Consider the following 25,850-nt stretch of genomic DNA (forward strand, 5'->3'; position numbering starts at 1 on the left):
ATGGATAACAATTTTGAAATAACGTTCTTCAGTGATTCTAAATACGAAAAAATCACAGCAGAGATCTCTTATAAGGATCAAATAGTTTGCCAATTAAACAAAGATAAAGGTCCTGATAATATTGAGATCGAATTCTTCTCAGATGCCAGAATGTTAGCTGAACAGAATGCAATGAAATTTAGTCTGAGCAGCTTTTTGCAGATATTAGAGGAAGCAATGGAAGAATTGAAAGTATCCTAACCAAGATGGAATCCCAGCCCTTACAGCTGGGATTTTACTTTATAACCAGCGAGCTACCTTAGGTCTGCCGACACTCAATCGTCCCTTCCGGGATCTTCCGTGGCCGCTTCTGCGGTGTGCGGGTTCAACCACCTACAGCGCCATCTCGCCGGGTACTATCGAGATACGAAACCCGGACGGTCAGCAGCAGGATGTCTTGCAACTCAGTCGGGACACGGCGTCCGCAGAGAATGCGCTAATGGACAGCTTCGATGCGGAAAAAGTGCAGAACAGCCTCACCGCACAGCGCGAGATGGCCGCACTGGCACAGCAGGTCATTACGCAGACGTTCGATTATCTGAAGGAACAGGAGAAGCAAGAGCAGAAGAAAAAGCTTGAGAACGACAGTGAATTCAACAAGCTGACTGACGTTGAAAAAGAAAAAGTGCTGGATAAGGCAGCCGAAGATAAATATGGTATTGGCTCAAAAATGCAGATTGCCGCGCAGGCCATCAGCGGCGTGTTTGCCGGCCTTGCGGGCGGGAACGTAGGCGGGGCGGTCGCAGCCGGTGCGGCTCCGCTGCTGGCACAGATGGTGAAGCAGGTTTCGCAAGACAATGAGCCGTTGCGAATTCTGTTGCACACCCTGGCATCGGGGCTTATTGCCAAAGCTCAGGGCGGTAGCGTGGCTGGAGGCGCTGCGGGCGGGTTAACTGCAGGCTTAATGGGTTATAACGACGCGCTCAGTAAATTGTTGTTTGGCAGGGAGCCTTCTGAGCTGTCTGCTGATGAAAAAATGCTTATCGCCAATATTATTACGCTGGCAGGCGCAGCGACAGGCGGAGCAGTGGATGGCAGTGCAGGAGTTGGAAGCGGGGCATCTGCAGGCAGGACTGAGGTTGAGAATAACTATCTAAGCCAGAAACAGCAGGCTCAGAAAGAGAAAGAAATCGCTGAATGTCAGACCACAGCCTGTAAAGCTGGCGCACAGGCGAAATGGACCGCGATAGACCTGGGGCAGGACGGGAGCTTTGCGGCGGGTATGGTCGCCGGGGTTCCGGCAGGGCTGTATGACACGATTGACAGCATCGTTAAAACTGCCAGCAATCCACAGGAAACCTATGACGCCTTGAAATCGCTGTTTAACAGCGGTGATGTGCTGGGTAATGTTTCAGATGCGGTGAAGCAGTCCTATATCGACCGTATCGACCGTATGGAAACGGAATACCAGAAAGCCGGAGCCAGCGGCTCGTTTAATGCGGGTGTTGAGGGTGGTAAGCTTGTGACCGATATAGCCGGGCTGCTGGCTGGCGGTGCCGGAGTGGTGAAAGGTGGCGCGATACTGACGGAGAAGGTTGTTGCGAAAACCACTGGTATGGTGGAAACAGCATTGAAATCTTCGGTAGTTAATAAACTTCTTGAAGCAGACCGAATTGGCAGTGGGTTAAAACCAGAATCCTACTCATAGAGGTGCAAGTTATCTGAGCCGTGAGCAATTGATGGATGGAAAAGTTTTCACTATCAAAGGCGGTGATGGTATAAAAAGAAAATTACTGCAAGCTGAAGGTTCCTTTAATGATAAGAAAGGTATATTTGAATATATCTATGATAATAAAGGAAACGTAACACACCAAAGATTTATTGAAGGTGGCAGCATTACCGGTACCCCTAACCAACGATTGCCGAAGGTAAAATGACATGAATTTATATCCAATACCTTTTGATTTTATTGATAAAAGTGCTCATCTTTCATGGTGCGATGTAAAATGGGGTTATGAAAATAATCTCATTACCTCAGACGTGCCAATAAAGAAAGCAGAAAAGAATGTATTAACAGGAGGTTATACTAATCCTGAGCTTGAATTATCATTCGTAATACCTGGTGAAGTAAATCAGATGGCTCCCTTTTTAAAGAAACTATGTTCTGAATTTGAGCAGAAAGATGATCTGACGACCAAAAAAAAATGGCTATTTATTGTTCTAAGCTGGCTCTGGAGTAATCGTAATAGCTTTGAAGATCCATTAGCTGAAGTTGAAATAATTTATGCTGATTTTGATTATCCGTCTGAAATGGAGGGTTTTATTAAATATATGCCTCCTTCTGATGGATATGACCCGTCAACGCACTCTCAAATGGAAAATATTAATCATTTAATGGGTAAGTGGAAAAATTATTTAGAAAAAGGCTCTGCTGTCTTTAAGAATTAGATAAATCCCACCCCTGTCGGCGGGATTTTACTATGTAGGCCAGTTACTTATCACTTCTCAATGAGCCGTTGTGAATTCTGTTACACACCCTGGCATCGGGGCTTATTGCCAAAGCTCAGGGCGGTAGCGTGGCTGTGTATGGAAAGGTCCCTGATAAAAACCTCGCCTTTAATCGGCGGGATTTTTTTACCAGTCAGTCAGCCCGTGGCCGGATAATCAGCTGTACGTGCTCGACGGTGACGGAATAATAAGTGATAAAAATTACCCCCCTAACAAAAGATGACTTTTATCATAAAAAAATCCCCTCTATTTTTCATGATATTGAATATGCTCATTATTATTACTATGTCACTTTTGATGAAGTGGTGGTTTTTAAATTTTCTACGCAAAGTGAAATAAAACCTACCGTTATGAGATTAGCCAACGTAATAGGGTTTATTAAAAAATATATCTAAATCAGGGTGTTATGGGGGTGTAACCGATCTTTTTTCGTCCAATGTTCAGGGGCTGCGATATGGCTCTCAAGGAAAATTTATAGACTTTTAGGTACCACCAAAATGACAAACAAACTTCATGCTCAAATAGCGAGCTTGCCGGATAGAGAAAATGTAGTTTATGAAATCTATTTAGGTACAGATCAGGTCGCTGAGGTATCTAATGAACCAGATACAGGAATGCGTATAGAAATATTTAATTGTCAGCATGCCAACAGTTGGGATTTAGATTTTAACGAATTTAATATTTTGGTTGAGCAGTCAAAGAAAAATATATCAGCATGAAGAAATCCCGGCCAATCAAAGTTGTCAGAGAGTGCAGTACAGATGGCAGACCAAAGTGAGCGGAGCCATTTCTTGGGGAAAAGTTCGATATTGCGATTATGATAATATTGATGATTTACTAAAGAAATTTTTCGATTAGGAATAAGACCTATATAAAACATTATTGCGGTTAAATTGTCATCTCCTAAAGACGTCATCGGATACCTCAAAAAATGGCATCCACAGAATCAAAACACATTCAAAAATGATATCGCTACGTGAAATCTGCAAGGCAAGGGGTGCCACGTCATAAAAGAATTCACGTAGCGACGCCATCGAAAAACGATAAAACGGAGGACATACCAATGCGCATTGTCGTCGTAGCGCCATACGATCAGCAGTGGCCAGTGCAGTATCAAGCAGAACGCGCCAGGTTGGAGGCTGTGCTGAAGTCAGTGATGGTGTCCAGTCATCATATCGGCAGCACATCAGTACCGGGATTGGTGGCGAAGCCGGTGATAGACATTTTGCTGGAAGTCACAGACCTGAGTGAGTTGGATAAATGCAACCGGGCTATGGCTGCATCAGGTTTTGATGCTCGGGGTGAAAACGGCATTGCCGGCAGAAGATACTTCACCAAAGGCGGAGATCGTCGGAGTCATCAGGTGCATGCGTTTGAGGTGGGTGATGAACAAGTCGTTAAACATCTGGCGTTCAGAGATTATCTGATAGAGAACCCGCAAGTGGCAGAAGCTTACGCGGAGCTGAAACAGAACGCGGCCAAAGTTTGTAGGAATGACATAAAGCGGTATCAGCAGATGAAGACGGATTTCATCAGTCATTATCTGAAGCTTGCCATGGAAGAGCCAGAAGCGCGGCAAAAGGCTACCAAAGCCAATGGCGGCTCAAAAGCACAGAATCCCCGTAACGATACATAGGTTCGCATAATGTATATTATGTTAAATTGCATATTAACCCGCGAATCGCCCATTGATAAATCCCATACCTTCCCTCTATTACTCATCTGGCGGCTAGTCATTGCCAATCTCTCTGCTGGCCATCAATCTGGGACGCCACTGGATCGTCACAACATCTTCTGCATTTTGAAATTGATAAACGCTTGCCCCCGCACCTGCACCAGCTGTTGTTCGTTCACATCGAAACCCTGGTGAATGAAAAACGGTTTTGCCGTGATGCTTGCTTCAGTCATTATCGACGTCACGCCATTCTCCCTCGCCCATTGCTCAACTGTTCTGTACAGCGCTGTCGCCACACCGCGTCGCTGATACTCCGCATCGGTGAACAACAAATCCAGATGACCATCTGCTTCCAGACTGATGATGCCGACAATGCGCCGATGGATTTCCGCCAGCCAAACCTTGCTATCATTTAACCGCTGCTGCCAGCGCTGACGATCGACCTGACTCCACGCCAGAATCTGCTGTTGATCATAATCCTTGCTGGCGATGCCACGCACCGCGCATTGGAACACGGCAATCGCTGCATCCAAATCTTCTGGCCGGTACAACCTTGTTATGATGCGCATTGCATGCCTCTGAATAAACAAAAACCCCACGCAACATTAGTAAAATTGCAGGCTGACATCAACGGCTTCCACGTTTCTCAATCTGCCCACCACAGACCCGCCAGGCTCCCTCGCCTCTTAACCTTGCCGTTCACTTCATCCATAACCCCATCCAGTGCACAAAACACGTAAATGATCTGCATGTTCCCCTCATCCTTTTCTCACCGCTGCCGATACCAATTAAGACAGGCATTTGCGTGCCCGTTACTTTTTACAGAACATCAGGAAAATGACTCCAATTTCATCCCAGCATGCGCACCAACGTGCGTAAAGAGATACGTCCGTCGCCTTAAGGCGTTGGATCAAGTGTCCAGCAGGGAAAATTACCCGGCAGCTTGCCGAACAGAATTTCGTTGTGATGGACGTGGCCAGACGCCGCGCCCGCAACGGGATCATTGCGCTATTGCTAACTTCCTGAGGTGTTCTATGTTTGGTGTGAAAAAATCGGTTTTTTCTCTGCCCTCGTCCAAAAGTAATAGCATCGCAAGGGATATCGATGCGATCAAACAGCATGTGGCATGGATTGAGTTTTTGCCCGATGGAGAGATCCTCAGCGCCAATCAGCAGTTCCTCGACGTTACCGGCTACACGCTCAGTGAGATTCAGGGCAAGCACCACCGAATTTTTTGTAAGCCAGACTTCAGCCGCTCATCCGCTTATGCCGCCTTCTGGCAAACTTTAGCCAGCGGCGAGTCCGTTACCGGCATCTTTGAACGCTTCAGTAAACTGCGCCAGCGTTTCTATCTCAGCGCGACCTACTTCCCGGTCAGCGATGATAAAGGCCAGGTTTATAAAGTGATCAAAGTGGCGAGTGATATCACCGCCCGCCATCAGGAACTGGAACAAAAAGAAGCGGTGATCACCGCGCTGGATCTGTCGATGGCGGTGATTGAGTTCACGCCGGATGGCAAAATCCTGACGGCCAACAGCAACTTTCTCACCCATATGGGCTACAGCCTGTCTGATATCGTCGGGCAGCATCATCGCATCTTCTGCTTTGAAAGCTTCTACCGGGAAAACCCGGATTTCTGGCAGAAAATTGGCAAAGGCCAGCACTTTGTCGGACGCTTCGAGCGCAAAACCGCCAGCGGTGAACGTATCTGGCTGGAAGCCAGCTACAACCCGGTGTATGACGCCGATGGCCATGTGTACAAAGTTATCAAGATTGCCTCGGACATCACCGCCCGGGTGGAAGCGGCTAAACGCGTGGCTGACATTGCCGTCACCACCTCCGAGCAAACCTCGCAGATCACCCACAATGCCAACGAAGTGCTGGATGAAACGGTGCGCAACTCCGGGCTGGTTGCGGTTCAGGTGAATGCGGCGACAGAGATTGGTGCACAGCTCAGTGCTTCGGCCAAAAGCATCAGCGAAGTGGTGGATACCATTAACGTGATTGCCGCGCAGACCAACATTTTGGCGCTGAATGCCGCCATTGAATCCGCCCGCGCGGGTGAAGCCGGACGTGGATTCAGCGTGGTTGCGGCAGAAGTTCGCCGGCTGGCGGCATCAACCGCCAGCGCCACGCAAAAAATTACCACTGTGGTGGAGCTGAACTCAGACCTGATCCAGCAGATGTATAAGCAGCTCGATGCGGTGAAGCAGTTCGTCACCTCCGAGCAGGATAAAATCACCGACCTGTCGCGCAGCCTGAAGGAAATCAACAGCGGCGTCAGCCAGTTTGTCAGCGTTATCCACCGGCTGGATGTGTGATCGCGCTACGTGAATTCTGCCAATCTATCAAGGCACTGGCCTTGCAGAATTCACGTAGCAACACCAAAAAAGAGGGCGCAAATGGGTTATTTGCGCCCTTTTCTTCTGTTTATTTACCGGGTTCGGAAACTACTCAACGCCGGCGATCCGCTTAAGCTCTTCTTCCGCACCCGGTGCAACCGCCAGAACCTTAGCGCCTTTGGTTATCCGATCGCCTTCGGTGTTAAACGGTAAATACCAGCCGCCCGCTTCTTTCACCAGGCAGTATCCGGCCAGGCAATCCCAGGCATGCATATAGGGTTCGAAATATCCGACCACGCGACCGGCAGCGACCCACGCCAGCATCAATGCACCCGATCCGATGCGGATAAAGTTACCGCCCGCTTCCAGTACGGCGCTCAACAACTCGCCGACTTCTTTTGGCGTCACGTAGCTGTTGGCACCAAAACCGACCACATGGTTCTGCAAGGTTCTGGCCGGATCGACCTTCAACGTGACGCCGTTTAAGGTTGCGCCCTTGCCGCTGGCGGCAATGTAGCACTCATCAAAACAAGGCGCGTAAATCACTCCAATCACCGGCTCACCGGCATACAGCACGGCGACGGAGACGCACCAGTTTTGCATGCCGTTAAGAAACGGGCTGGTGCCATCAATCGGATCGACCACCCAGGTGAAGCCTGAGGTGCCGGTTTGTAACCCGGTTTCTTCACCCAGGAAACCGTCGTTGGCGAACTGCGTACGGATCAAATCGTCGATATGCTGTTCGACTTCGCGATCGGCAATCGAGACCACATCCTGCAGATCTTTCTTGGTTTCAATCACTAAACGTTCACGCTGGTTGAACCACTTCAGGGCCAGCGCGCCGCCGGTTCTGGCGGCTTTTTCGGCCAGCGCCAGACGCTCCATCAGCGCGCCGTTATCTAACTCAGTCATAGTTGTTCCTTACATCCAGGGTTAAGGGGCAATCAGCGCCAGGCCTTGCGGTTTAAAATCCAGCTTCACCCGAGCATTAGGCGGCAGCCGCTGTTCCATCTGCGTATCAACGATAAACAGCGCGCCAAGGTCAGTTTTCACTTCATATTCAATATGATCGCCAAGCCAGGTGGTATGTATAATTTCACCGTCGAGCGCGCCTTCGCCAGACGGGCAGACGGTGATGAACTGCGGACGCACCGAGAGCTGAGCCTTACCCGGTTGCGCGCCGTTCCCCTGCACCCGATAACGCTGGCTGCCGAGGCGGATCAGGGCATTATCCCCTTCCAATGTTTCAACTTCACACGGCAGGATGTTCGCTTCACCCATAAAATCGGCGATAAACACCGAGTTCGGCGAGCGGTACAGGGTTTCCGGCGCACCCTGCTGGGCAATATTCCCCTCCTGCATCACGATGATTTTATCGGAAACGGCCAGCGCCTCTTCCTGATCGTGGGTGACATACACGGCGGTGAAGCCCAGGCGCTGTTGCAGATCGCGGATATCCGTCCGCACCCGACGGCGCAGGCGTTCATCGAGGTTAGACAGCGGCTCATCCAGCAGCAGCACCTGCGGTTCCAGTACCAGCGCGCGAGCAACGGCAATACGCTGCTGCTGTCCGCCGGAGAGTTCCGAAGGCAGCCGGTTGCCCTGATGCTCCAGACCGATCATCTTCAGCCCTTCTCTGGCGCGGTCCTGCGCCTCCTTCTTGTTCATGCCGCCGGCCTGCAATCCGTACATCACGTTGTCCAGAGCCGACATATGCGGGAACAGCGCGTAGGACTGAAACACCATCGCCACGTCGCGCTCATTGGCCGGCAGATTGGTCACATCTTTGCCGCTGATGCGAATGGTACCGGACGTGGGATGTTCCAGCCCGGCCAGTAAACGCAGCGTGGTGGTTTTGCCGCAGCCCGAAGGCCCCAGCAGCGTCACCAGCGTGCCCGCCTCAACCGTCAGCGACAGGTCGGGAACGGCGGTGAATCCGGCAAAGCGCTTTGAGACATGTTCAAACACAACGGTTCCGGCTTTTAACGCGCTCATACGGCATTCTCCTGGGTTAAGGCAGCGGCAGACGGTGCTATCGTCGCCACCTGCGTGGTTTTACTTGCCCGGCCCAGGCGACGTTCGCCGACCAGCAACTGGAATACGGCAATGATCGCCAGCATCACGACGATCAGCACCGAAGAATAGGCGATGGCCACACCGTACTCGCCGTTTTCGACCAGCCCAACAATGTACGAAGTCGCCATGTTGTACTGCGCGCTGACCAGGAAAATCACCGCACTGATTGAGGTGATCGCCCGGACAAAGGCATACACAAGTGCGGCGCTGATCGCCGGTTTCAACAACGGCAGCACCACTTTTCTCAGCGTGCGGAAGCTGTTGGCCCCAAGGGTCAAGGAGGCTTCATCAAGGCTCTGGTCGAGCTGACTCATCGCCGCGATCCCCCCACGCACGCCGACCGGCATATTGCGGAAGACAAAGCAGACGATCAGGATCAACGCGGTGCCGGTGATTTCCAGCGGCGGCAGGTTGTAGGCCATCACATAGCTGACGCCGATCACCGTGCCGGGAATGGCAAAACTCAGCATCAGCGCAAACTCAAACGCCTGACGACCGGCAAACTTCTGCCGGACGATCAGCCAGGCGGTTAACAGGCCGACGATGGCCGTCAGAGGTGCGGCGATCAGCGCGATTTCCAGCGTGGTCCAGAACGAGTTCCAGGCGACGCCGGTCCACAGCAGATGCCCATCCTGCAGCGTGATGCTAAAGGCGCGAATATAATGTTCCAGCGTCAGGTTATTGTTCAGTCCCCACGACTGCACGAAACCGCCGATCATAATCATGCCGTAGATCACCAGGGTGAACAGTCCCCACGGGATCACCAACCCATACACGCCAAGCCGCATCGGTTTCGGTAACTGCGCATGGCGGCCGCCATCCCCCTTGCCGGTCACGGTGGCGAAGCTTTTACCGGAGAGCCACACGCGTTGAATTATAAAGGCGCATAAGGTAAAGCACAGCAGGATCATTGCCAGCACCGCTGCCCGGCTCGGATCGTTCTGCGCACCGACCACCGAGAAGAAAATCTCGGTAGAAAGCACGCCGTGACTGCCGCCCAGCACCATCGGGTTGCCGAAATCCGCCATGCTTTCGATAAAGCTGATCAGGAAGGCGTTGGCCAGTCCCGGCGCCATTAACGGCAGCGAAACCCGCGAAAAGGTGTGCCAGCGGTTGCCGCGCAACGTTTGAGATGCTTCTTCCAGTGACGGGCTGATGCCTTCCACCACGCCAATCAACACCATAAAGGCCACCGGCGTAAACGACAGTACCTGGGCAATCCAGATGCCGGTCATGCCATACAGCCAACGTCCCGGTTCAATGCCAAACAGCGCGGCGAGCTGCGTGGTGACCACACCCGAACGGCCAAACAGCAGGATCAGGGCCAGCCCGATCACAAACGGCGGCGTGATGATTGGCAGGATGGTCAGCATCCGCAGCGCTTTTTTACACGGCAAGCCGGTACGCGATACCGCCAGCGCAAAAGCCAGTCCCAGCAACGTTGATCCGGTGGCGGTCATCAGCGCCAGCATCAGCGTGCGCCAGGCGGTGCCGCAACTTCCGCCGGTCAGGCAGGACAGGCTCCAGATGGCCGGATCCTGAATATTGCTGATTAGCCCGTCCGGCTTAAAGCTACCGTCGACATCCTGCACCGATGCGACAAACAGGCTCAGCACCGGATACAGCACAAAGGTGCTGACCAGCGCGACCAGCATCACAATCGACGCGACCACAAAGGCATCGCCTTTCAACACTCCACGCTCTGCCAGCGCAAAGGAGAACAGCAGCAGAAAGGTGGTAAGCATCAGAATTGCGCCGGCGCCAAACGCGGGTTGGCCCTGTGCCAGCGGCCCGAAGGCATTTTCCAGCCACAGCCAGTTCCAGCCGCTGTAGCCAATTGCGTGCCCTTCAACCACCATAAATACGATGCCCAGCGCGCTGACCGCCAGCAATAAGGCACTCCTCGTGCCGCTGTGTTTGATCAAGCCACTGAGTGCCGCCAGCCCAAACAAACTGACGATCGCCATTAACCACGGATGCAAATGCGACAGCATCTGACACAGGCCTGGCGCGGTCGCCTCATCGCCCCACAGCGTGGTGAGCCAGGAGAACTGGAAGAACCCCGCTTCCAGGCTGTACCAGGGCAGCAGCGATAATGCGACCGCGCCCAGACCCAGCGCGCCGACTAACCGCCGGTTATTTGTATTCATACAACACCTCGACCTGAACGGGCAGGCTGAAGCGGACGTCAGGCGTGAGCCACCGCTGTTCGGTAAAGCTACCGGGCGATCCCGGCAGTGCGAGATTACTGAGCGCTTGCGCCGATTTCTTTATCCCAACGGCCCAGCAGCGCTTTGCGCTTCGCGGTATCGCCATAGGTTTTGAAATCGTAATCAATCAGTTTGATATTTTCGAAGCGCGGCGCGTATTCAGAGATTTCAGCTTTGGTATTGGACGGCAGCTGGAAGGATTTGGCTTCTTTCATATGCGACTGGGCTTCTGCGCTCAGCGCCCAGTCATACCAGACCTTGGCACTGGCCAGGTTGCGTGCGCCCTTCACAATCGACATCGACCCAATCTCGTAGCCGGTGCCTTCACAAGGCGCGACCGTTTTCACCGGGAAGCCATCGACTTCCATCGCCACCGAATCATGCATAAAGACGATGCCGACGGTGGTTTCACCGCGCGCCGCCGCTTTCACCGGCGCAGAGCCGGATTTGGTGTACTGCGAGATATTGTCATTGAGCTTTTTAAGGTAATCGAACGCCTTATCTTCACCCATGATCTGCACCAGCGTGGCTAAGGCGTTATAGGCGGTGCCGGAGGAGTTCGGGTTAGCGATTTGGATTTCGCCCTTGAAGGCCGGGTCAAGCAGGTCCGCCCAACAGGCCGGCGCTTTGATCTTCTTCTCGGCGAGTAGCTTGGTGTTATAGCCCCAGCCCAGCGCACCGGCGTAGATGCCGACGGTGCGATAACCAGAAATCTCGGCCTGCTTCTGTGCCCAGTCTTGCTGCTGCGGCAACAGCGGCGATTTGTACACCTGGGTCAGCCCTTCTGATGCGGCCTGCATATGCGGATCGCCGGTGCCTGCCCACCAGATGTCGGTGCGCGGGTTACGCGCTTCGCTGCGTAAACGGGCATAGGCTTCTCCGGCGGAGAGCCGGACCATGCTGACTTTAATGTCCGGATGCGATTTGCTGAAGATGTCGGTCATATGTTCGCAGACCACCACATCCGCTGAACAGATCATATTGAGGTTCCCGGCGGCGCTGGCCATCAGCGGCAGGCTGGATCCGCAAAGTGTCAGGGCAGTGATCAACAAGGTGTGACGCATGGGTATTCTCCTTGATTGTTATTTGTGTTGCTGATAAAACAAGCATCTTGCACATGTGTGCAAAGTAATAGAGTACATAATTTCGCCCGTCAATCACCTTGGTGCCGAATTGACTGGCAGTGTCACAAAATTGCAACATAATCACGGCGCATTATTTTGCACACTTGTGCAAAAGGTGGAATAGTCATTCAGGTGTGGTTGCCAGCAGGAGAGAAAATGTGAGCCAGGGTAAAACGGGGATTAATGCGTATGACGTCGCGCAGCGTGCCGGCGTGTCCCGATCGGCGGTGTCGCGCACCTTTACACCAGGTGCCAGCGTGTCTGAAAGTACCCGCAACCGGGTGATGAAAGCGGCAGAAGAGCTGGGCTATCACGTTAATCATCTGGCGCGTAGCCTGGTCAGTAACCGCAGCGGCATCGTGTGCCTGATCGTCTCCGATGTCGCCACGCCCTACCGTGCCAGCCTGGTCAGTTGGCTGACGCATTTTTTGCAGGAAGCCGGCAAGGTAGCGATGATCATTAACACCGATCTTTCCGATAACAGCGTCTCGGCGGCCCTGCAGCAGGCGATCAACTTCCGCGCCGATGCCTCGATTATTCTTTCAGGCATGCCGGACAGCGGCATCACTCAGCTTTGCTATCAGCACGGTCAGCACCTGATTCTGATTAACCGTGACGAATCCCTGCCCGGTTCGCTAAGCATCAACCTGGATTCCCGCAAGGCGGCCGATACCGCCATCAGCGCCTTTGTGCGCGCAGGCTGTCGCCATCTGGCCTTTGCCAATTCGCTGGCCGGTACCCCCAGCCTGATGAAACGAGAAACAGATTTTCTGGCCGCGGCCGAACGCGCCGGCCTGACGGTGGACGTTGAGCGCTTCGGCACCACCTCGTATGAAAGCGGACAGATACTGGCGCATCGCCTGCTGACCCGGCAGAAGCGGCCCGATGCGGTATTTTGCGTTACCGATCTGGTGGCCTGTGGTTTTATGGACGAAGCGCGAACTCGTTTCAGCTTACGCATCCCGGAAGATTTGTGTATCGTGGGCTACGACAATATTGCGCAAAGCGGCTGGTCATCCTACAACCTCACCACCTTCGCCCCGCCGATGGAAACCTTTTCCCGCGAGGCGGTACAGTGGCTGGTTGCTCAGGAAAAAAGCAGCCATGAACTGGATCCTCGCGTCGATCGGCCCAGCGACAAATGCCTGTATGAAGCCAGCGTGGTGTGGCGTGGCTCGGTCCGTGGGGGATAAACCAACACTATTCAGAGGTCGTCATGTCAGACATTAAGTCAGCACAGTGCCATTGTGGTTCCGTCGTGTTTAACGTCGAGCTTATTGATGGCTTTAACGGCGTGCTTCGCTGCAACTGTTCCCTGTGCGCGAAGCGTGGCGCGGTGATGGCGATGGGTAAACGGGTTGAGGTGATCAAAGGGCAGGATATGCTGACCGAGTACCGCTTTAATTCAGGCGAAGCCGCGCATTTCTTCTGCAAAACCTGCGGTGTCTATACCTTCCACCAACGGCGTTCGAATCCGGAATTTTACGGCATTAACGTCGCCTGCATAGAAGGCGTTACGCCTTTCGACTTTTCCCCGGTCCCGGTCTCCGATGGCCTTAATCACCCCAAAGACGGCGGCGCGGGCGGCATCGCCGGCTACATCTCGTACACACCCAAGTAATCACCGTCGGTAATCAGGTGTCTCTGAGACGCCTGATTAGGGTAAGATACGGCAACTTTTTACGTCAGCACGGAGGCTATCATCGCCCTTTCTCGCCGCTTTTTCCCGGCCACCAATCTGAAAAAATTCAGCGCGCTGGCGCTGGTTGGCACCGCGTTGCTGCTTGCCAGCTGCGCCTCACAGCCACCCAAATCGCTGGTAACGCCCTTTCCACCGGTGACTAAGCAACCGGTCCCTGTGACACCGTCACTTACCGCGCAGCCGATGCGCGGCGTCTGGCTGACCACCGTTTCGCGGCTGGACTGGCCACCGGTCTCGTCGGTGAACGTTAGCAGTGCGGCGCTGCGTATCAGCCAGCAGCAACAGGCGCTGAAGTACAAGCTGGATAAGCTGAAAAGCCTCGGCATCAATACCGTCTTCTTCCAGGTTAAACCGGATGCCACCGCGCTGTGGCCCTCCAAAATCCTGCCGTGGTCAGATATGCTGACCGGCAAAATTGGCCAGGATCCGGGTTACGATCCGCTGCAGTTTATGCTCGATGAAGCGCACAAGCGCGGCATTAAGGTGCATGCCTGGTTTAACCCCTATCGCGTGTCGGTCAACACCAAAGCGTCGACGGTTGCCGAGTTAAACCGCACCGTGTCGCTTCATCCCGCCAGCGTGTTTGTGCTGCATCCCGACTGGATCCGTACCTCAGGCGATCGCTTTGTCCTCGATCCGGGCATTCCGGAAGCGCGGGACTGGATCACCAGCATCGTCTCCGAAGTGGTTGCCCGTTACCCGATAGACGGCGTGCAGTTTGATGATTACTTCTATACCGAATCGCCCGGCTCTGCCCTGAACGACAATCAAACCTACAGCCGCTATGGTCAGGGGTTTGCCTCAAAAGCGGACTGGCGCCGACATAACACCCAGCTGCTGATCGAGCAGGTGTCGCGCACCATCAAGCAGCTGAAACCGGATGTGCAGTTTGGTGTCAGCCCGGCCGGCGTCTGGCGGAATATTTCGCACGATCCGGCTGGTTCAGCGACTCGTGGAGCCGCCGCCTATGACGAATCCTATGCCGATACCCGCCGCTGGGTGCAACAGGGCCTGCTGGATTATATTGCGCCGCAGCTGTACTGGCCTTTCGCGCGCGATGCGGCGCGCTATGATGTGCTGGCAAACTGGTGGGCGAACGTGGTGAAAAACACCCCGACCAAACTCTATATCGGCGTGGCGCTGTATAAAATTGGCGAACCGTCGAAGATGGAGCCGGACTGGATGATTGAAGGCGGCGTGCCCGAGTTGAAAAAGCAGCTCGATCTGAACGATGCCGTGCCGCAGATTGACGGCACGATCCTCTTCAGGGAGAACTACCTTAATCAACCGCAGACGCAGAAAGCGGTCGATTATCTGCGCTCACGCTGGGGACGCTAATCAACCTGTTCGGCCAATAAATTCCAGGCGCTGGGATGCTGTTCAAAACCGATTTTTGGGTAGTATTCCACCGCCAGCGGCGCGGCCAGCAGGATAACGCGGCATTTTGGATGAAGCTGCGCGGCGGTGACTGATATCAGCTTTTTACCCAGCCCGGACTTTTGCACCGTCTCGGACACCGCGAGGTCGGACAGATAGCAACAAAAGCTGAAATCGGTCAGCGATCGCGCCACGCCCACCAGCCGGTCGCCAATCCAGGCGGTCACCAGCAGGTTGCTGTGTTTCAGCATATCGGCGATGCGATCCCGATCGGCAATTGGCCTTCTCTCGCCAAGCGAGGTCTCTTTCAGTAAGTTGATAAACTGCGTTTCGGTGATAGGTTCATTAATTTTGTAGCCGATCTCTGCCTCTGACATGCCAGACTCTCCTGCTGATGATGGCGATCGATAGTATCAAGACTCAAGGAGCATCATCATGGAACATCCGGTCAGCAATCAAGACTATTTTCAGCAAACCTTCGATAAGCTGGATCTTATTTCAGCCAGTCTGGAAAGCGCGCGATTTGAAGAGTGCGTGTTCAATAACTGCAACTTTACCTCGGCGCAACTGACCCGCTGTAAGTTCACCCAATGTACCTTCAACCACTGTAACCTCAGCGTGACGGGCATCAGCTGGTCGACGTTTTATGAGGTGGCGTTCAATGAGTGCAAGCTGAGCGGCATAGACTGGACGCGCGCGCAGTGGCCAACCTTCAATCTCGATCCTGAGCTGCAGTTTACTCAATGCCTGTTAACCAACGCGTCGTTTCAGGGATTGAAGTTAAATGGTTTGAGGCTGGACGAGTGCAAGCTGCATGAGGTGGACTTCCGCGAGTGTGATTTGGCCAACGCAACGATCACCGGCTGCGACCTGGCAGGCAGTTTATTTAACAACACCAATCTGCGGGCGGCGGATTTTACCGACTCGTGGAACTTCACCATCGACGTGATGCACAATACCGTCGCGCGGGCGAAATTTTCGCGGCTGGAAGCGGTGAATTTGCTGGCAGGATTGGGGATTGAATTAGTCGATTAAACAGAATATTCGTCATCTGGTTGATGAATAAAGAAACACCAGATGACGTAAAGCCGATTTAGGTTACACGATTAACTAATTAACCAGATGGAATTTAGCCGTTGCGGCACTTCTTTCTTTTACCGGCAGGCTGGTCAGGCTGTCTTCGAGGATACCCAGAATGGCGCTATCGACCTGTTCATCGAACTTTCTGGCGAATAAATTTTTACTGTTAAGCAAAACCACTGAATCTTTTCGGACAAAATCACGCGGACGCAGCTTAATATCGTCACTGGCGACCCAGTCAATTTCACGTTTATCGTCGGAGACGATCACTGATTTAAAGGTGGTATTCATCAATACCGTCTGGAAAAAACCTTCATCTGCGATCAGCGTATTTCGGTAGAAGTCTTCAAACTTTTTCAGTTCAGGACTGTAGGTAATGAACGCACAGAATGCCCGGCTGAGGATCATCCATTGATTGCCAATATAGGGCGTCACACCTTTTAAAAACATCCGGTTGGCAAGCGGATCGATTTCTAATTTATCCCCCACTTCCTGCACATAGTCTTTAATGCGGTGCAGGGTTTCCGGACGGATTTTGGCCTGATCGGCAACCTTAATAAATTCAACGCCTTTATGCAGATTCAGGAAGCTCAGTATCTCTGCCTGACTTTTTAACGGGAAGTCCTGCCCGCTGAGGTTGATAAAATATTCCCATTTAACGTCCATATTGACCAGTTTTTTAATGCCGCGTAATGCTGCATCCACCAGACTATAGCCGCCCCAGATCGCATCTTTGCTTTCTAATATCGACGCATTGTCATAGTCTTTTAAAAACAGGGTGATGTCATCAACCGTTTCAGCCTCTGCACCTTTATCGATATGGATCAGGTAATGATTATCCGCATGATAGATAGATTTAAACAGACGTTTAAACTGGTGAGGGTAACGGTGTGCAAGAATAAAATAAGCGATCATTGAATTTCCTTTCTTGATTATTATAAAATAATCCTCATGGAAATAATGAGGTAACAAACGAAGGGATCTTCGTTAAAACCAAATGAGAGAAAGTGGTAATAGATCGAGTATAACACGCTTACTGCCGTTTCATTTTTATACTTTTCAATCTTGCCGATTAATGACAAAAACTCAGCAACAAAAAAGGTCTAACCAGTTGAATACGTAAACAATGAGAGGCTTAAATTTTAACGGGGAATTAAAAATTATCTCCCTTCCATTTCAACCCCTCTTAACGATATTTATTCTTCTCAGTCAGACCAAACCGGCCAGCGAATGCCAGCCGTGTCGTTGCCGGCTTTTACACCGTTGGCGTCGCTCTCTCTTGGGTGTTTGGAAGAGTGGTCACATTCGCCCGTGAGCCGATTGTTTGCTATATTCGGCTCATTCAGTGAGCCGAATAGTCAGATTAATCGGCTCACCACTTGATTAAGGCGGGCAAAAATATGACTTCAGATTGGATTTGGCAACAGCCGGACTGGCCCCACTTTCGCTGGGATGAGGCGGCATTATTGCCACGTCTGCGCGATATTCAGCAGCAACGCGGGCTGTTGCTCGGGCGCGCGGGAATGCTGCCCGATGATGAAGTGCAAACCCTTGATACTCTGATGGCCAATATCCTCTCCTCTTCCGCCATTGAAGAAGAGCCGATCAATGTGCAGTCGGTGCGATCGTCGCTGGCCCGCCGGCTGGGCGTGACGGAAGAACAACCCTGGCCGGTTTCCGATCGTTCTGAAGGCCTGGCGGCGATGATGCTGGATGCCATCGATAACCGGCAGCATCTGCTGAGCGTCGAGCGCCTGTGTCAGTGGCATCAGTGGATCTTCCCGCAGGAGGGGCTTTCCATCCATTCGCTTGCGGTGGGCAAATTACGCGGCAATGAGCCGATGCAGGTGGTGTCCGGACGTATCGATAAACCGGTGATCCACTTTATCGCCCCACCTCGCGAGGGGCTGGAAGCGCAGCTGGCCCAGTTTATTGACTGGTTTATTGCCAGCGAGAAAGATGCGCTGCTGGATCCTCTGCTGCGTGCGGCCATCAGTCATCTGTGGTTTATCACCCTGCATCCCTTTGATGATGGCAACGGACGTATCACCCGCGCATTAACCGACCTGGCGTTATCGCAGGCGGACAGCCAGACCATCCGGCTGTATGCCATGTCACCGGCAATCCTGGCAAGGCGCGCAAGTTATTACCAGATACTGGAACAGACGCAGAAAGGCGGCCTGGATATCACCGACTGGCTCAGCTGGTTTCTGGACACGTTGCAGGAAAGCATCCGCGAAGCCATTAACAGTGTTGAGCGCACGCAGATCAAAGCCCGCTTCTGGCAGCGCCATCACCATGACGCGCTGAGTAAGGAACAAATTAAAGTACTGAACCGCCTGCTGGATGGCGGCGATCAGGGCTTTGAAGCGGGCATCAGCGCCAGTCAGTACCAAAAGGTGGCCAAAGTCAGTAAGGCCACCGCAACCCGCCATTTAGCGGATCTGCTGGACAAAGGCTGTATTGAAAAACTGCCGGGCGGCGGACGCAGCACCCGTTATCAGGTGTTAGTGACTAAATGAAGTTTAAACACATGTTACGCAAGGTAAGCGTTTGCGTATCTTTTGGCCGCTTTCTGCTTAAACATCCCTCTTCTCAGCCGGTCTCAAAGTCCCTTTTGTGCTGTTTAACAAAAACGTCACATTTGTATGATAACCACACACAGTAAAAGGACACTGCAACGGTATGATTCATAAAGAAAAATAGTAAACAAATCTTAACAAAATTAATCATTGAGCTCGGGGGGGAAAAGCCCTATATTGGGCGCGCTTTTATACAGAGTCGCTACTTTTTTAACCAGTTTCAATCAGGGTGCCAACGATGCCCCCGGTTGTAGGAGAGATATGATGACGGATAAAGTCCGTATTGATACTTTAGGTGCAAAGTCTTCACATGCAAACAATGAAACCTATTTGGCGAGACAAGCTGAATTTGAATCAAATGTCAGGAGTTATCCACGCAAGTTGCCGTTTGCTATAGCAAAAGCACAGGGCGTCTGGATTACCGACGTTGAGAATAATCACTATCTTGACTGCCTGGCTGGCGCGGGAACCCTGGCTCTTGGCCACAACCACCCTGACGTCCTGCAAAGCATACAAAGTGTCATTACCAGCGGCTTGCCGTTACATACACTGGACCTGACCACGCCATTAAAAGATGAGTTCTCTGCTTATCTTCTCTCTTTACTCCCTGGTCAGGGTAAAGAGTACTGCCTGCAGTTCACCGGCCCTTCTGGCGCGGATGCCGTCGAAGCGGCGTTGAAACTGGCAAAAAAACATACCGGTCGTACTGGCGTGATCAGCTTCTCCGGCGGCTATCACGGCATGACCCATGGCGCGCTGGCGGTAACAGGTAACCTGTCGCCGAAAGAAGCCGTCAACGGCATGATGCCTGAAGTGCAGTTTATGCCGTATCCGCACCTCTACCGCTGCCCGCTGGGCATTGGCGGTGAAGCTGGCGTGAAGGCGTTGACCTACTACTTCGAAAACCTGATCAACGACGTGGAAAGCGGCGTGCGCAAACCTGCGGCGGTGATCCTCGAAGCCGTTCAGGGCGAAGGCGGCGTTAACCCGGCGCCGGCTGAGTGGCTGCAGCGCATCCGTAAAGTCACCAAAGAGCACGGCATCCTGCTGATCATCGATGAAGTTCAGGCTGGCTTCTGCCGTACCGGCAAGCTGTTCGCCTTCGAACACGCGGGCATTGAGCCAGACATCATCGTGATGTCTAAAGCTGTAGGTGGCGGTCTGCCACTGGCGGTGCTCGGTATTAAGAAAGAATTTGATGCCTGGGAACCGGGTCACCACACCGGCACCTTCCGTGGCAACCAGCTGGCGATGGCGACCGGCCTGACCACGCTGAAGCACCTGACCGAAAACAACATTGCCGGGAAAGTGGCCGCACAGGGCGAATGGCTGAAAGGCCAGTTGGCTGAGATGCAGAAACGTTTCCCGGTGATCGGTAACATTCGCGGTCTGGGCCTGATGATCGGCATTGAGATCGTGAAGCCAGGCGAAGCGCAGGATCATATGGGTTGCTACCCTGCCGATCCGGAACTTTCTGCACTGTTGCAGAAGAAATGCTTCCAGGCGGGTCTGATCCTGGAGCGCGGCGGCCGTAACGGTTGCGTGCTGCGTCTGCTGCCTTCCCTGTTGATTTCTCAGGAAGAGCTGACCGTGTTCCTGGATAAATTTGAAAACGCCCTGTTAGCTGCTGGCGTAAAACCCGTCTGAGTGGAGTGAAGTTGATGTCCGGATTAAACCCTATTCTGGCGGCTTCTGCGCAGAGCACAGAAGCATATAAGCAGGCGATCGAGCAGAGCAGCCAGGCCGTGGTGCAATGGCTGCAACAACCTGAGATGTATCAGGGGAAAACTGTTGCTGAGCTTCGCGAACGCATTACGCTGGATTTTAATCCTCAGGGCCTGGGTAACCAGGCCGCTATTGAGCGTGCGATTGAGTTCTTCTTAAAAGACAGCCTGTCGGTGCATCACCCACAGTGTGTGGCGCACCTGCACTGCCCGAGCCTGGTGGTGAGCCAGGCGGCGGAAGTCTTGATCAATGCCACCAACCAGAGCATGGACTCCTGGGATCAAAGCCCGTCAGCCACCATCATCGAGATGAAGCTGATTGAATGGCTGCGTACTCAGGTTGGCTATCAGGCTGGCGATGCGGGCGTGTTCACCAGCGGCGGCACCCAGAGCAATCTGATGGGCCTGATGCTGGCGCGTGATGCCTTCTTTGCCCGTCAGGGACACTCAATTCAGCAGGATGGCCTGGTGGGCAACCTGAAGAAGATTAAAGTGTTCTGTTCTGAGCATGCGCACTTCTCGGTGCAGAAGAACATGGCGTTGCTGGGTCTGGGTTATCAGTCCGTTACCCTGGTTAAAACCGACGAATTCGCCCGTATGGATTTGGCCGATTTAACGGAGAAGCTGGCGGCGGCGAAAGCCAACGGTGAGCAGGTGCTGGCGATTGTCGCCACCGCTGGCACCACCGATGCCGGTGCTATCGATCCGCTGCGCGCGATTGCGAAGCTTGCCGCTGAAGAGCAGATCTGGGTGCACGTTGATGCGGCCTGGGGCGGTGCGCTGCTGCTGTCTGAGAAGTATCGCGATTATCTGGACGGCATTGAGCTGGTGGATTCCATTACCCTGGACTTCCACAAGCAGTTCTTCCAGACCATCAGCTGCGGCGCCTTCCTGCTGAAAGAAGCGCGCCACTATGAGCTGATGCGCTATCAGGCGGCTTACCTGAACTCCGAGTTTGATGAAGCTCAGGGCGTGCCAAATCTGGTGTCCAAATCGCTGCAAACCACCCGCCGTTTCGATGCGCTGAAACTGTGGATGGGTCTGGAAGCATTAGGACAGAAGCAGTACGCGGAGATCATCGATCACGGCGTAACCCTGGCGCAACAGGTGGCAAGCTACGTGGCTGAGCAGCCTGCGCTGGAGCTGGTGATGAAGCCACAGCTGGCAAGCGTGCTGTTCCGTTATCGTCCGCAGCAGTCTGCGTTCCCCACGGATGCGGCTATTGTGCTGCTGAACCAGAAGATTGGTGATGCGCTGCTGGATTCAGGCCGCGCCAACGTCGGTGTGACCGAGTCGAATGGCGTCACCTGTCTGAAAATGACCTTGCTGAACCCGACCGTAACGCTTGAGGACATCAAAATCCTGCTGGCGCTGGTTGAGAGCACGGCACAGACGTTAATCGCCGCGTAATTTTCGCAGCATTAACAGAAAAGCCGGTAACAGTGATGTTACCGGCTTTTTTATTGCGTCATGGATGGCAGTTTTACTGACTGTAATCCATTGCCTGCAAGTCGGCGATCAATCCCCGTTCCCTGGGCTGCCAACCCAGCTGTTGCTGCGTCCATTTGCCTGAGGCGCGCAAATCCATACTGGCGAACATCGCAAACCAGCCAAAGTGCGCCGCTGCCTCTTCCGGCGGCAAGGACACCACCGGAACACCCAGACCGGCGGCGACGACGTTGGTGATCTCTTTGGCAGACACGCCCTCTTCAGCCACCGCATGATAGCGCTGGCCTTTCTGGCCCTTTTCCAGCACCAGCAGATAGAGCTTCGCCACGTCCAGCACGTGCGCCGCCGGCCAGCTGTTAGTGCCCTCGCCGACATATGCCGCCACGCCCTTCTCCCGGCTGATGGCGATATACGGCGTGATCAGTCCCTGCTTCACCGTATCGTGCACCTGTGGCAGCCTGACCACCTGCACATTCACGCCCGCGTCCAGCAGCGTATTGCCGGTTAATTCGGACATAATGCGCGGGTTGGCGTGCTGAGGATTAAATACCGATTCAGACGCCGGCTGACCGTCGCCGGCATCGCCGATACCGGTGCCCGAGGTAATGATCAGCGGGCGGTCAGAGCCTTTCAGCGCATCCCCCAACGCCTCGATCACCCGACGATCCTTTTCGCAGTTGGCGACAAAGTTATCGAAGTTATGATCGAACGCGGTATGGATCACCGCATCCGCACGGACCGCCCCGGCGCGCAGGCTGTCCGGATCTTCCAGCGTGCCGCGATACGCTTCCACGCCCGCCGCGGTTAACGCTTCCGCCCCGGCGTCAGAGCGGGTGACGCCAAGGACCTGATGTCCGGCAGCCAGCAGTTCGGTAACAATGCGCGAGCCGATAAACCCCGTCGCGCCAGTGAGAAATACAAGCATCAGATAGCCTCCTGGTTGTGTGAGCACCAGTGTTGCGCTTAAGCTCAACGCAGAAAAGTAGTGACTTTATCGTAGTATAGAAACTAACAGGTTCGATTCAGAACGCCGCAACGCGCTGACGATAACAGGAGAGATACAGGTGAATATCAATCAATACGGTCAACAGGTGGGCGTGGCGTTACCCGACTGGCAGCCCGCGGGCCCTTTTCCGCGCGGTTCGCTATCCGGACGGTATTGCACGCTCGAACCGCTTGATCCGCAGCACAGCGACGCCCTGTTTCAGGCCTTTTCGCTGGCGGAAGACGATCGCGACTGGACCTGGCTGGGAGCGCAAAAACCGGCCTCACTGTCGGAGATGATCGCGTGGGTAACGCATAAATGCCTGGATCAGGGGCTGGTGAGCTATGCCGTGGTCGATAACAGCACCCGGCAAGCCGTTGGCGCGGTGTGCTTCGCCAATATCGATGCGGTCAACGGCGCCTGCGAAATCGGTCACGTTACCTGGTCGCCGCTGATGAAGCGCACGGTACTCGGCACCGACGCCCTGCTGCTGCTGCTGACCCAGGCCTTTTCCCTCGGCTATCGCCGCGTGGCCTGGCGCTGTGATTCCACCAATCTCGCCTCACGCCGCGCGGCTGAGCGGATCGGCTTTACCTTCGAGGGTTGTTTCCGTCAGGCGATGACCCGCAAGCAGCGCAACCGTGACACCGACTGGTTGTCGATCATCGATGGCGAATGGCCGGCGATCGCGGCCGCACTGTCTGGCTGGCTCTCAGCCGCAAACTTCACTACTGATGGCCAGCAGAGACTGCCGTTATCGGCTTTTTTCAAAAACGGATAAATGCCCGCGCTGAATTTTCAGGACGCGTGGATTGCGAACAAAGATCGCCCGCTTGACATACTTGCTGTTAATTTTTGAGACGAACCCTAACGCTACGCTGCTGTATTACTCCGGCCAGTAGCGTTAAAATGGCCGTCTTAAAGCAACGCTGGATAGCGAGGTATAATGTCTTATCGTTTCACCCTGGCCGCAGTAACGGCCGCCATAACGCTCACCGGTTGCGCCAAACAACAGAAGCCCGGCGCGCCAGAAGATTTCTTCAATGGCCCGACCCAAATCAATGTGTCTCATGTTGTGACCCGTGCGGACGATGGTTCCGCCATTTTCCTGACGGTTGATGGTAATGACGCTGGCCCACTGGTTGCCGGGAAAAACACCGAGCTGCATATTCCGGCCGGTAAGCACAAAGTCGGGGGTTATGCTCAGACGCTGCTTGGCCTGGGGCGCGTGACGATTCAGTCTGTCGATGTGACAACCAAACCGGGAGAAGTGACGCAGCTGGCCTATTCGGTCACCCGCGACAAGCCGGTGTTTGCGAAAGAAGGTGTCACCAAGCTGCCGCCTAAACCGGTTGCGGCACCGGCTGCAGCGCCGGCAGAACAGGCTGCGCCAGCGCAGACCGACCAGACTGCGGCAACGGCAACCTCAGCCACCATCCCAACGGTTGCCGCCACGCCACCGGCTGCGGTGCCCGTAACGACCGGGACTCAAGCGACGCAAAGCACCACCGCGACGACGACCACACCTGCTGCTACCGTTCAGAGCACGTCAGCGCCTGCAACAACCACTGAAAGTACCACTACACCTGCAACGACCAGTCAGAGTTCGGCGGCAACACCGGCTGCGACCTCAACTGACACCACGCAGAGTACGACAGCCACGGCGCCGGCAACCACGTCGACCAGCACCACGCAGAATGCGGCAACAACCAGTCAGCCTGCGACCACGACAACCACCACCACGCAAAGCGCAACGGAATCGTCAGCCAAACCGGCAACGACCACCACCGAAACGTCGAAGAGTACTGATAGCGAGACAACGCATTCAGCGACCAGCAATACGGAAAACGCGCAAAGCTCTGGCAGCTCAACCACCACGCCAGTCGAGACCACTGAGTCCTCTACTAACGGATAATTCGGTCACGGTGTCGGTATTGTTGATCCGGCAAGGCTCGCTGAAGGCGATGGCCTTCAGCACGCACCCTTTCTCTGATTTGTTCGAACTAGTCGCGCCAGCCCAACGCGGGCGCGACATGTTTCAGAATCGACTCCATCACATGCGCACAATAGTCGACGCCCAGCTGGTTCGGGATGGTCAACAGCAGCGTATCCGCTTCCGCAATCGCCTCATCTTTCGCTAACTGTGCAATCAGCGCTTCCGGCTCGGCTGAATAGCTACGGCCAAAGATGGCGCGGGTTTTCTCATCCAGATAACCGATTTGATCGCCACCTTCGCGGCTGGCACCAAAGTAGGCGCGATCTGTCGCATTCATCAAGGCGAAGATGCTGCGGCTGACGGAAACACGCGGCTCACGCGTGTGCCCTGCTTCCTGCCAGGCGGCGCGATAGACGCGGATCTGTTTGGCCTGCTGAATATGGAACGGCTCGCCGGTTTCATCATCTTTCAGCGTCGAGCTTTGCAGGTTCATACCCAGCTTCGCCGCCCACACCGAGGTGGCGTTAGAACCGGATCCCCACCAGATGCGTTCACGCAGGCCCTCGGAGAAGGGCTCCGGCCGTAACAGGCCAGGCGGATTAGGAAACATTGGCTGTGGATTAGGTTTCGCAAAGCCTTCGCCGCTCAGCACTTCCAGCAAACGCTCGGTATGACGACGGCCCATATCCGCATCGCTTTCCCCTTCCTGCGGCGCATAGCCAAAATGGCGCCAGCCTTCAATCACCTGCTCCGGCGATCCACGACTGATACCTAACTGCAGACGGCCGCCGCTGATCAGATCCGCCACGCCGGCATCTTCGGCCATATACAGCGGGTTTTCGTAGCGCATATCAATGACGCCGGTACCAATCTCAATACGTTTGGTTTTCGCGCCGACCGCAGCCAGCAGCGGGAACGGTGCGCTAAGCTGGCGGGCAAAATGGTGAACGCGGAAATAGGCACCGTCAGCGCCTAATTCTTCTGCTGCCACCGCCAGATCGATGGATTGCAACAGCGCATCAGAAGCGGATTGCGTCGCCGACTGTGGTGACGGCGTCCAGTGTCCAAATGACAGAAATCCAATTTTTTTCATGACCGGAG

The 25,850-nt window shown here is 53.9% G+C and carries 26 protein-coding genes; 17 read left to right on the forward strand and 9 right to left on the reverse strand.

Annotation, left to right across the window (positions count from 1 at the left end):
- From EBC_RS12755 to EBC_RS12780, 7 genes are all read left to right on the forward strand, one after another.
- Nucleotides 1-240, forward strand: a complete 240-nt coding sequence (locus tag EBC_RS12755; RefSeq protein ID WP_013202207.1) for a hypothetical protein — start codon at nt 1-3, stop codon at nt 238-240.
- A 196-nt stretch (nt 241-436) separates the two neighbouring features.
- Nucleotides 437-1,687, forward strand: a complete 1,251-nt coding sequence (locus EBC_RS12760; RefSeq protein ID WP_231853694.1) for a VENN motif pre-toxin domain-containing protein — start codon at nt 437-439, stop codon at nt 1,685-1,687.
- Nucleotides 1,688-1,718: 31 nt separating this feature from the next.
- Nucleotides 1,719-1,916 carry a hypothetical protein gene (locus EBC_RS26150; RefSeq protein ID WP_231853695.1) on the forward strand — a complete coding sequence of 66 codons (198 nt, stop codon included), beginning with the start codon at nt 1,719-1,721 and terminating at the stop codon, nt 1,914-1,916.
- A gap of 1 nt (nt 1,917) precedes the next feature.
- A complete protein-coding gene (locus EBC_RS12765; protein WP_013202209.1) occupies nt 1,918-2,427 on the forward strand; it encodes a DUF2247 family protein in 510 nt (169 codons plus the stop codon).
- Between the two features lie 251 nt (nt 2,428-2,678).
- Nucleotides 2,679-2,882, forward strand: a complete 204-nt coding sequence (locus EBC_RS12770; protein WP_013202210.1) for a hypothetical protein — start codon at nt 2,679-2,681, stop codon at nt 2,880-2,882.
- Between the two features lie 102 nt (nt 2,883-2,984).
- Entirely contained in the window at nt 2,985-3,206 is a 222-nt protein-coding gene (locus EBC_RS12775) for a hypothetical protein (protein ID WP_013202211.1), read from the forward strand.
- Nucleotides 3,207-3,550: 344 nt separating this feature from the next.
- Entirely contained in the window at nt 3,551-4,123 is a 573-nt protein-coding gene (locus tag EBC_RS12780) for a GrpB family protein (RefSeq protein WP_013202212.1), read from the forward strand.
- Between the two features lie 146 nt (nt 4,124-4,269).
- Here the strand turns inward: EBC_RS12780 and EBC_RS12785 are convergent, their stop codons facing one another.
- Nucleotides 4,270-4,695 (reverse strand): GNAT family N-acetyltransferase, encoded by a 426-nt coding sequence (locus EBC_RS12785; protein WP_231853696.1) that lies wholly within the window; start codon nt 4,693-4,695, stop codon nt 4,270-4,272.
- A gap of 501 nt (nt 4,696-5,196) precedes the next feature.
- On the opposite strand from EBC_RS12785, the gene EBC_RS12790 reads away from it, so the two are divergent.
- A complete protein-coding gene (locus EBC_RS12790; RefSeq protein WP_013202214.1) occupies nt 5,197-6,483 on the forward strand; it encodes a methyl-accepting chemotaxis protein in 1,287 nt (428 codons plus the stop codon).
- Nucleotides 6,484-6,612: 129 nt separating this feature from the next.
- Here the strand turns inward: EBC_RS12790 and EBC_RS12795 are convergent, their stop codons facing one another.
- The 4 genes from EBC_RS12795 to EBC_RS12810 all read right to left on the reverse strand — a co-directional run bounded on the left by EBC_RS12795 (nt 6,613) and on the right by EBC_RS12810 (nt 11,854).
- Nucleotides 6,613-7,416, reverse strand: a complete 804-nt coding sequence (locus EBC_RS12795; protein WP_013202215.1) for an inositol monophosphatase family protein — start codon at nt 7,414-7,416, stop codon at nt 6,613-6,615.
- 21 nt (nt 7,417-7,437) lie between these two features.
- Nucleotides 7,438-8,499, reverse strand: coding sequence for an ABC transporter ATP-binding protein (locus EBC_RS12800; protein WP_013202216.1), 1,062 nt, complete (start codon nt 8,497-8,499; stop codon nt 7,438-7,440).
- Nucleotides 8,496-10,730, reverse strand: a complete 2,235-nt coding sequence (locus EBC_RS12805) for an ABC transporter permease (RefSeq protein WP_013202217.1) — start codon at nt 10,728-10,730, stop codon at nt 8,496-8,498. The genes EBC_RS12800 and EBC_RS12805 overlap by 4 nt, the downstream gene beginning before the upstream one ends.
- A 95-nt stretch (nt 10,731-10,825) precedes the next feature.
- A complete protein-coding gene (locus EBC_RS12810) occupies nt 10,826-11,854 on the reverse strand; it encodes an ABC transporter substrate-binding protein (RefSeq protein ID WP_013202218.1) in 1,029 nt (342 codons plus the stop codon).
- 218 nt (nt 11,855-12,072) lie between these two features.
- On the opposite strand from EBC_RS12810, the gene EBC_RS12815 reads away from it, so the two are divergent.
- From EBC_RS12815 to EBC_RS12830, 3 genes are all read left to right on the forward strand, one after another.
- The gene (locus EBC_RS12815; protein WP_013202219.1) at nt 12,073-13,107 is read left to right on the forward strand and encodes a LacI family DNA-binding transcriptional regulator; all 1,035 of its coding nucleotides are present in this window, start codon (nt 12,073-12,075) and stop codon (nt 13,105-13,107) included.
- 23 nt (nt 13,108-13,130) lie between these two features.
- A complete protein-coding gene (locus EBC_RS12820; protein ID WP_013202220.1) occupies nt 13,131-13,535 on the forward strand; it encodes a GFA family protein in 405 nt (134 codons plus the stop codon).
- 117 nt (nt 13,536-13,652) lie between these two features.
- Entirely contained in the window at nt 13,653-14,954 is a 1,302-nt protein-coding gene (locus EBC_RS12830; RefSeq protein ID WP_081461037.1) for a glycoside hydrolase family 10 protein, read from the forward strand.
- Here EBC_RS12830 and EBC_RS12835 read toward each other — a convergent pair.
- The gene (locus EBC_RS12835) at nt 14,951-15,370 is read right to left on the reverse strand and encodes a GNAT family N-acetyltransferase (RefSeq protein WP_013202222.1); all 420 of its coding nucleotides are present in this window, start codon (nt 15,368-15,370) and stop codon (nt 14,951-14,953) included. The genes EBC_RS12830 and EBC_RS12835 overlap by 4 nt on opposite strands.
- Nucleotides 15,371-15,428: 58 nt before the next feature.
- On the opposite strand from EBC_RS12835, the gene EBC_RS12840 reads away from it, so the two are divergent.
- On the forward strand, nt 15,429-16,028 hold the full coding sequence (locus EBC_RS12840; protein WP_013202223.1) for a pentapeptide repeat-containing protein: 600 nt from the start codon (nt 15,429-15,431) through the stop codon (nt 16,026-16,028).
- 75 nt (nt 16,029-16,103) lie between these two features.
- On the opposite strand, the gene EBC_RS12845 is transcribed toward EBC_RS12840, so the two are convergent.
- Nucleotides 16,104-16,988: a beta-1,6-N-acetylglucosaminyltransferase gene (locus EBC_RS12845; RefSeq protein ID WP_013202224.1), complete on the reverse strand. Its 885-nt coding sequence runs from the start codon at nt 16,986-16,988 to the stop codon at nt 16,104-16,106.
- 485 nt (nt 16,989-17,473) lie between these two features.
- Here EBC_RS12845 and EBC_RS12850 point away from each other — a divergent pair, with 485 nt between their 5' ends.
- The 3 genes from EBC_RS12850 (at nt 17,474) to EBC_RS12860 (ending at nt 21,789) form a co-directional block, all read left to right on the forward strand.
- Nucleotides 17,474-18,595, forward strand: coding sequence for a Fic family protein (locus EBC_RS12850; RefSeq protein WP_013202225.1), 1,122 nt, complete (start codon nt 17,474-17,476; stop codon nt 18,593-18,595).
- Nucleotides 18,596-18,916: 321 nt separating this feature from the next.
- Nucleotides 18,917-20,302: a diaminobutyrate--2-oxoglutarate transaminase gene (locus EBC_RS12855; RefSeq protein ID WP_013202226.1), complete on the forward strand. Its 1,386-nt coding sequence runs from the start codon at nt 18,917-18,919 to the stop codon at nt 20,300-20,302.
- Nucleotides 20,303-20,316: 14 nt separating this feature from the next.
- On the forward strand, nt 20,317-21,789 hold the full coding sequence (locus EBC_RS12860) for a pyridoxal phosphate-dependent decarboxylase family protein (protein WP_013202227.1): 1,473 nt from the start codon (nt 20,317-20,319) through the stop codon (nt 21,787-21,789).
- 73 nt (nt 21,790-21,862) lie between these two features.
- Here EBC_RS12860 and EBC_RS12865 read toward each other — a convergent pair whose 3' ends face one another.
- Nucleotides 21,863-22,753: an SDR family oxidoreductase gene (locus EBC_RS12865; RefSeq protein ID WP_013202228.1), complete on the reverse strand. Its 891-nt coding sequence runs from the start codon at nt 22,751-22,753 to the stop codon at nt 21,863-21,865.
- Nucleotides 22,754-22,892: 139 nt separating this feature from the next.
- Between EBC_RS12865 and EBC_RS12870 the strand changes: the two genes are divergently transcribed.
- Together EBC_RS12870 and EBC_RS26300 are read left to right on the forward strand one after the other, a co-directional pair.
- Complete coding sequence (locus EBC_RS12870; protein WP_013202229.1) at nt 22,893-23,594, forward strand: GNAT family N-acetyltransferase; 702 nt, start codon at nt 22,893-22,895, stop codon at nt 23,592-23,594.
- Nucleotides 23,595-23,759: 165 nt separating this feature from the next.
- Complete coding sequence (locus tag EBC_RS26300) at nt 23,760-24,728, forward strand: hypothetical protein (protein WP_013202230.1); 969 nt, start codon at nt 23,760-23,762, stop codon at nt 24,726-24,728.
- 88 nt (nt 24,729-24,816) lie between these two features.
- Here the strand turns inward: EBC_RS26300 and EBC_RS12880 are convergent, their stop codons facing one another.
- Complete coding sequence (locus tag EBC_RS12880) at nt 24,817-25,842, reverse strand: LLM class flavin-dependent oxidoreductase (protein ID WP_013202231.1); 1,026 nt, start codon at nt 25,840-25,842, stop codon at nt 24,817-24,819.
- Nucleotides 25,843-25,850 lie beyond the last annotated feature (8 nt).

This window comes from Erwinia billingiae Eb661, assembly GCF_000196615.1.
GTDB classification, from domain to species: Bacteria; Pseudomonadota; Gammaproteobacteria; order Enterobacterales; family Enterobacteriaceae; genus Erwinia; species Erwinia billingiae.

Excerpts from the sequence above, each read along its gene's own strand:
- EBC_RS12755 (WP_013202207.1), top strand. The coding sequence starts at position 1 with ATGGATAACAATTTTGAAATAACGTTCTTCAGTGATTCTAAATACGAA.
- EBC_RS26150 (WP_231853695.1), top strand. The coding sequence starts at position 1,719 with ATGGATGGAAAAGTTTTCACTATCAAAGGCGGTGATGGTATAAAAAGA.
- EBC_RS12765 (WP_013202209.1), top strand. The coding sequence starts at position 1,918 with ATGAATTTATATCCAATACCTTTTGATTTTATTGATAAAAGTGCTCAT.
- EBC_RS12775 (WP_013202211.1), top strand. The coding sequence starts at position 2,985 with ATGACAAACAAACTTCATGCTCAAATAGCGAGCTTGCCGGATAGAGAA.
- EBC_RS12780 (WP_013202212.1), top strand. The coding sequence starts at position 3,551 with ATGCGCATTGTCGTCGTAGCGCCATACGATCAGCAGTGGCCAGTGCAG.
- EBC_RS12790 (WP_013202214.1), top strand. The coding sequence starts at position 5,197 with ATGTTTGGTGTGAAAAAATCGGTTTTTTCTCTGCCCTCGTCCAAAAGT.
- EBC_RS12795 (WP_013202215.1), bottom strand. The coding sequence starts at position 7,416 with ATGACTGAGTTAGATAACGGCGCGCTGATGGAGCGTCTGGCGCTGGCC.
- EBC_RS12800 (WP_013202216.1), bottom strand. The coding sequence starts at position 8,499 with ATGAGCGCGTTAAAAGCCGGAACCGTTGTGTTTGAACATGTCTCAAAG.
- EBC_RS12805 (WP_013202217.1), bottom strand. The coding sequence starts at position 10,730 with ATGAATACAAATAACCGGCGGTTAGTCGGCGCGCTGGGTCTGGGCGCG.
- EBC_RS12810 (WP_013202218.1), bottom strand. The coding sequence starts at position 11,854 with ATGCGTCACACCTTGTTGATCACTGCCCTGACACTTTGCGGATCCAGC.
- EBC_RS12820 (WP_013202220.1), top strand. The coding sequence starts at position 13,131 with ATGTCAGACATTAAGTCAGCACAGTGCCATTGTGGTTCCGTCGTGTTT.
- EBC_RS12835 (WP_013202222.1), bottom strand. The coding sequence starts at position 15,370 with ATGTCAGAGGCAGAGATCGGCTACAAAATTAATGAACCTATCACCGAA.
- EBC_RS12840 (WP_013202223.1), top strand. The coding sequence starts at position 15,429 with ATGGAACATCCGGTCAGCAATCAAGACTATTTTCAGCAAACCTTCGAT.
- EBC_RS12845 (WP_013202224.1), bottom strand. The coding sequence starts at position 16,988 with ATGATCGCTTATTTTATTCTTGCACACCGTTACCCTCACCAGTTTAAA.
- EBC_RS12850 (WP_013202225.1), top strand. The coding sequence starts at position 17,474 with ATGACTTCAGATTGGATTTGGCAACAGCCGGACTGGCCCCACTTTCGC.
- EBC_RS12855 (WP_013202226.1), top strand. The coding sequence starts at position 18,917 with ATGATGACGGATAAAGTCCGTATTGATACTTTAGGTGCAAAGTCTTCA.
- EBC_RS12860 (WP_013202227.1), top strand. The coding sequence starts at position 20,317 with ATGTCCGGATTAAACCCTATTCTGGCGGCTTCTGCGCAGAGCACAGAA.
- EBC_RS12865 (WP_013202228.1), bottom strand. The coding sequence starts at position 22,753 with ATGCTTGTATTTCTCACTGGCGCGACGGGGTTTATCGGCTCGCGCATT.
- EBC_RS26300 (WP_013202230.1), top strand. The coding sequence starts at position 23,760 with ATGTCTTATCGTTTCACCCTGGCCGCAGTAACGGCCGCCATAACGCTC.
- EBC_RS12880 (WP_013202231.1), bottom strand. The coding sequence starts at position 25,842 with ATGAAAAAAATTGGATTTCTGTCATTTGGACACTGGACGCCGTCACCA.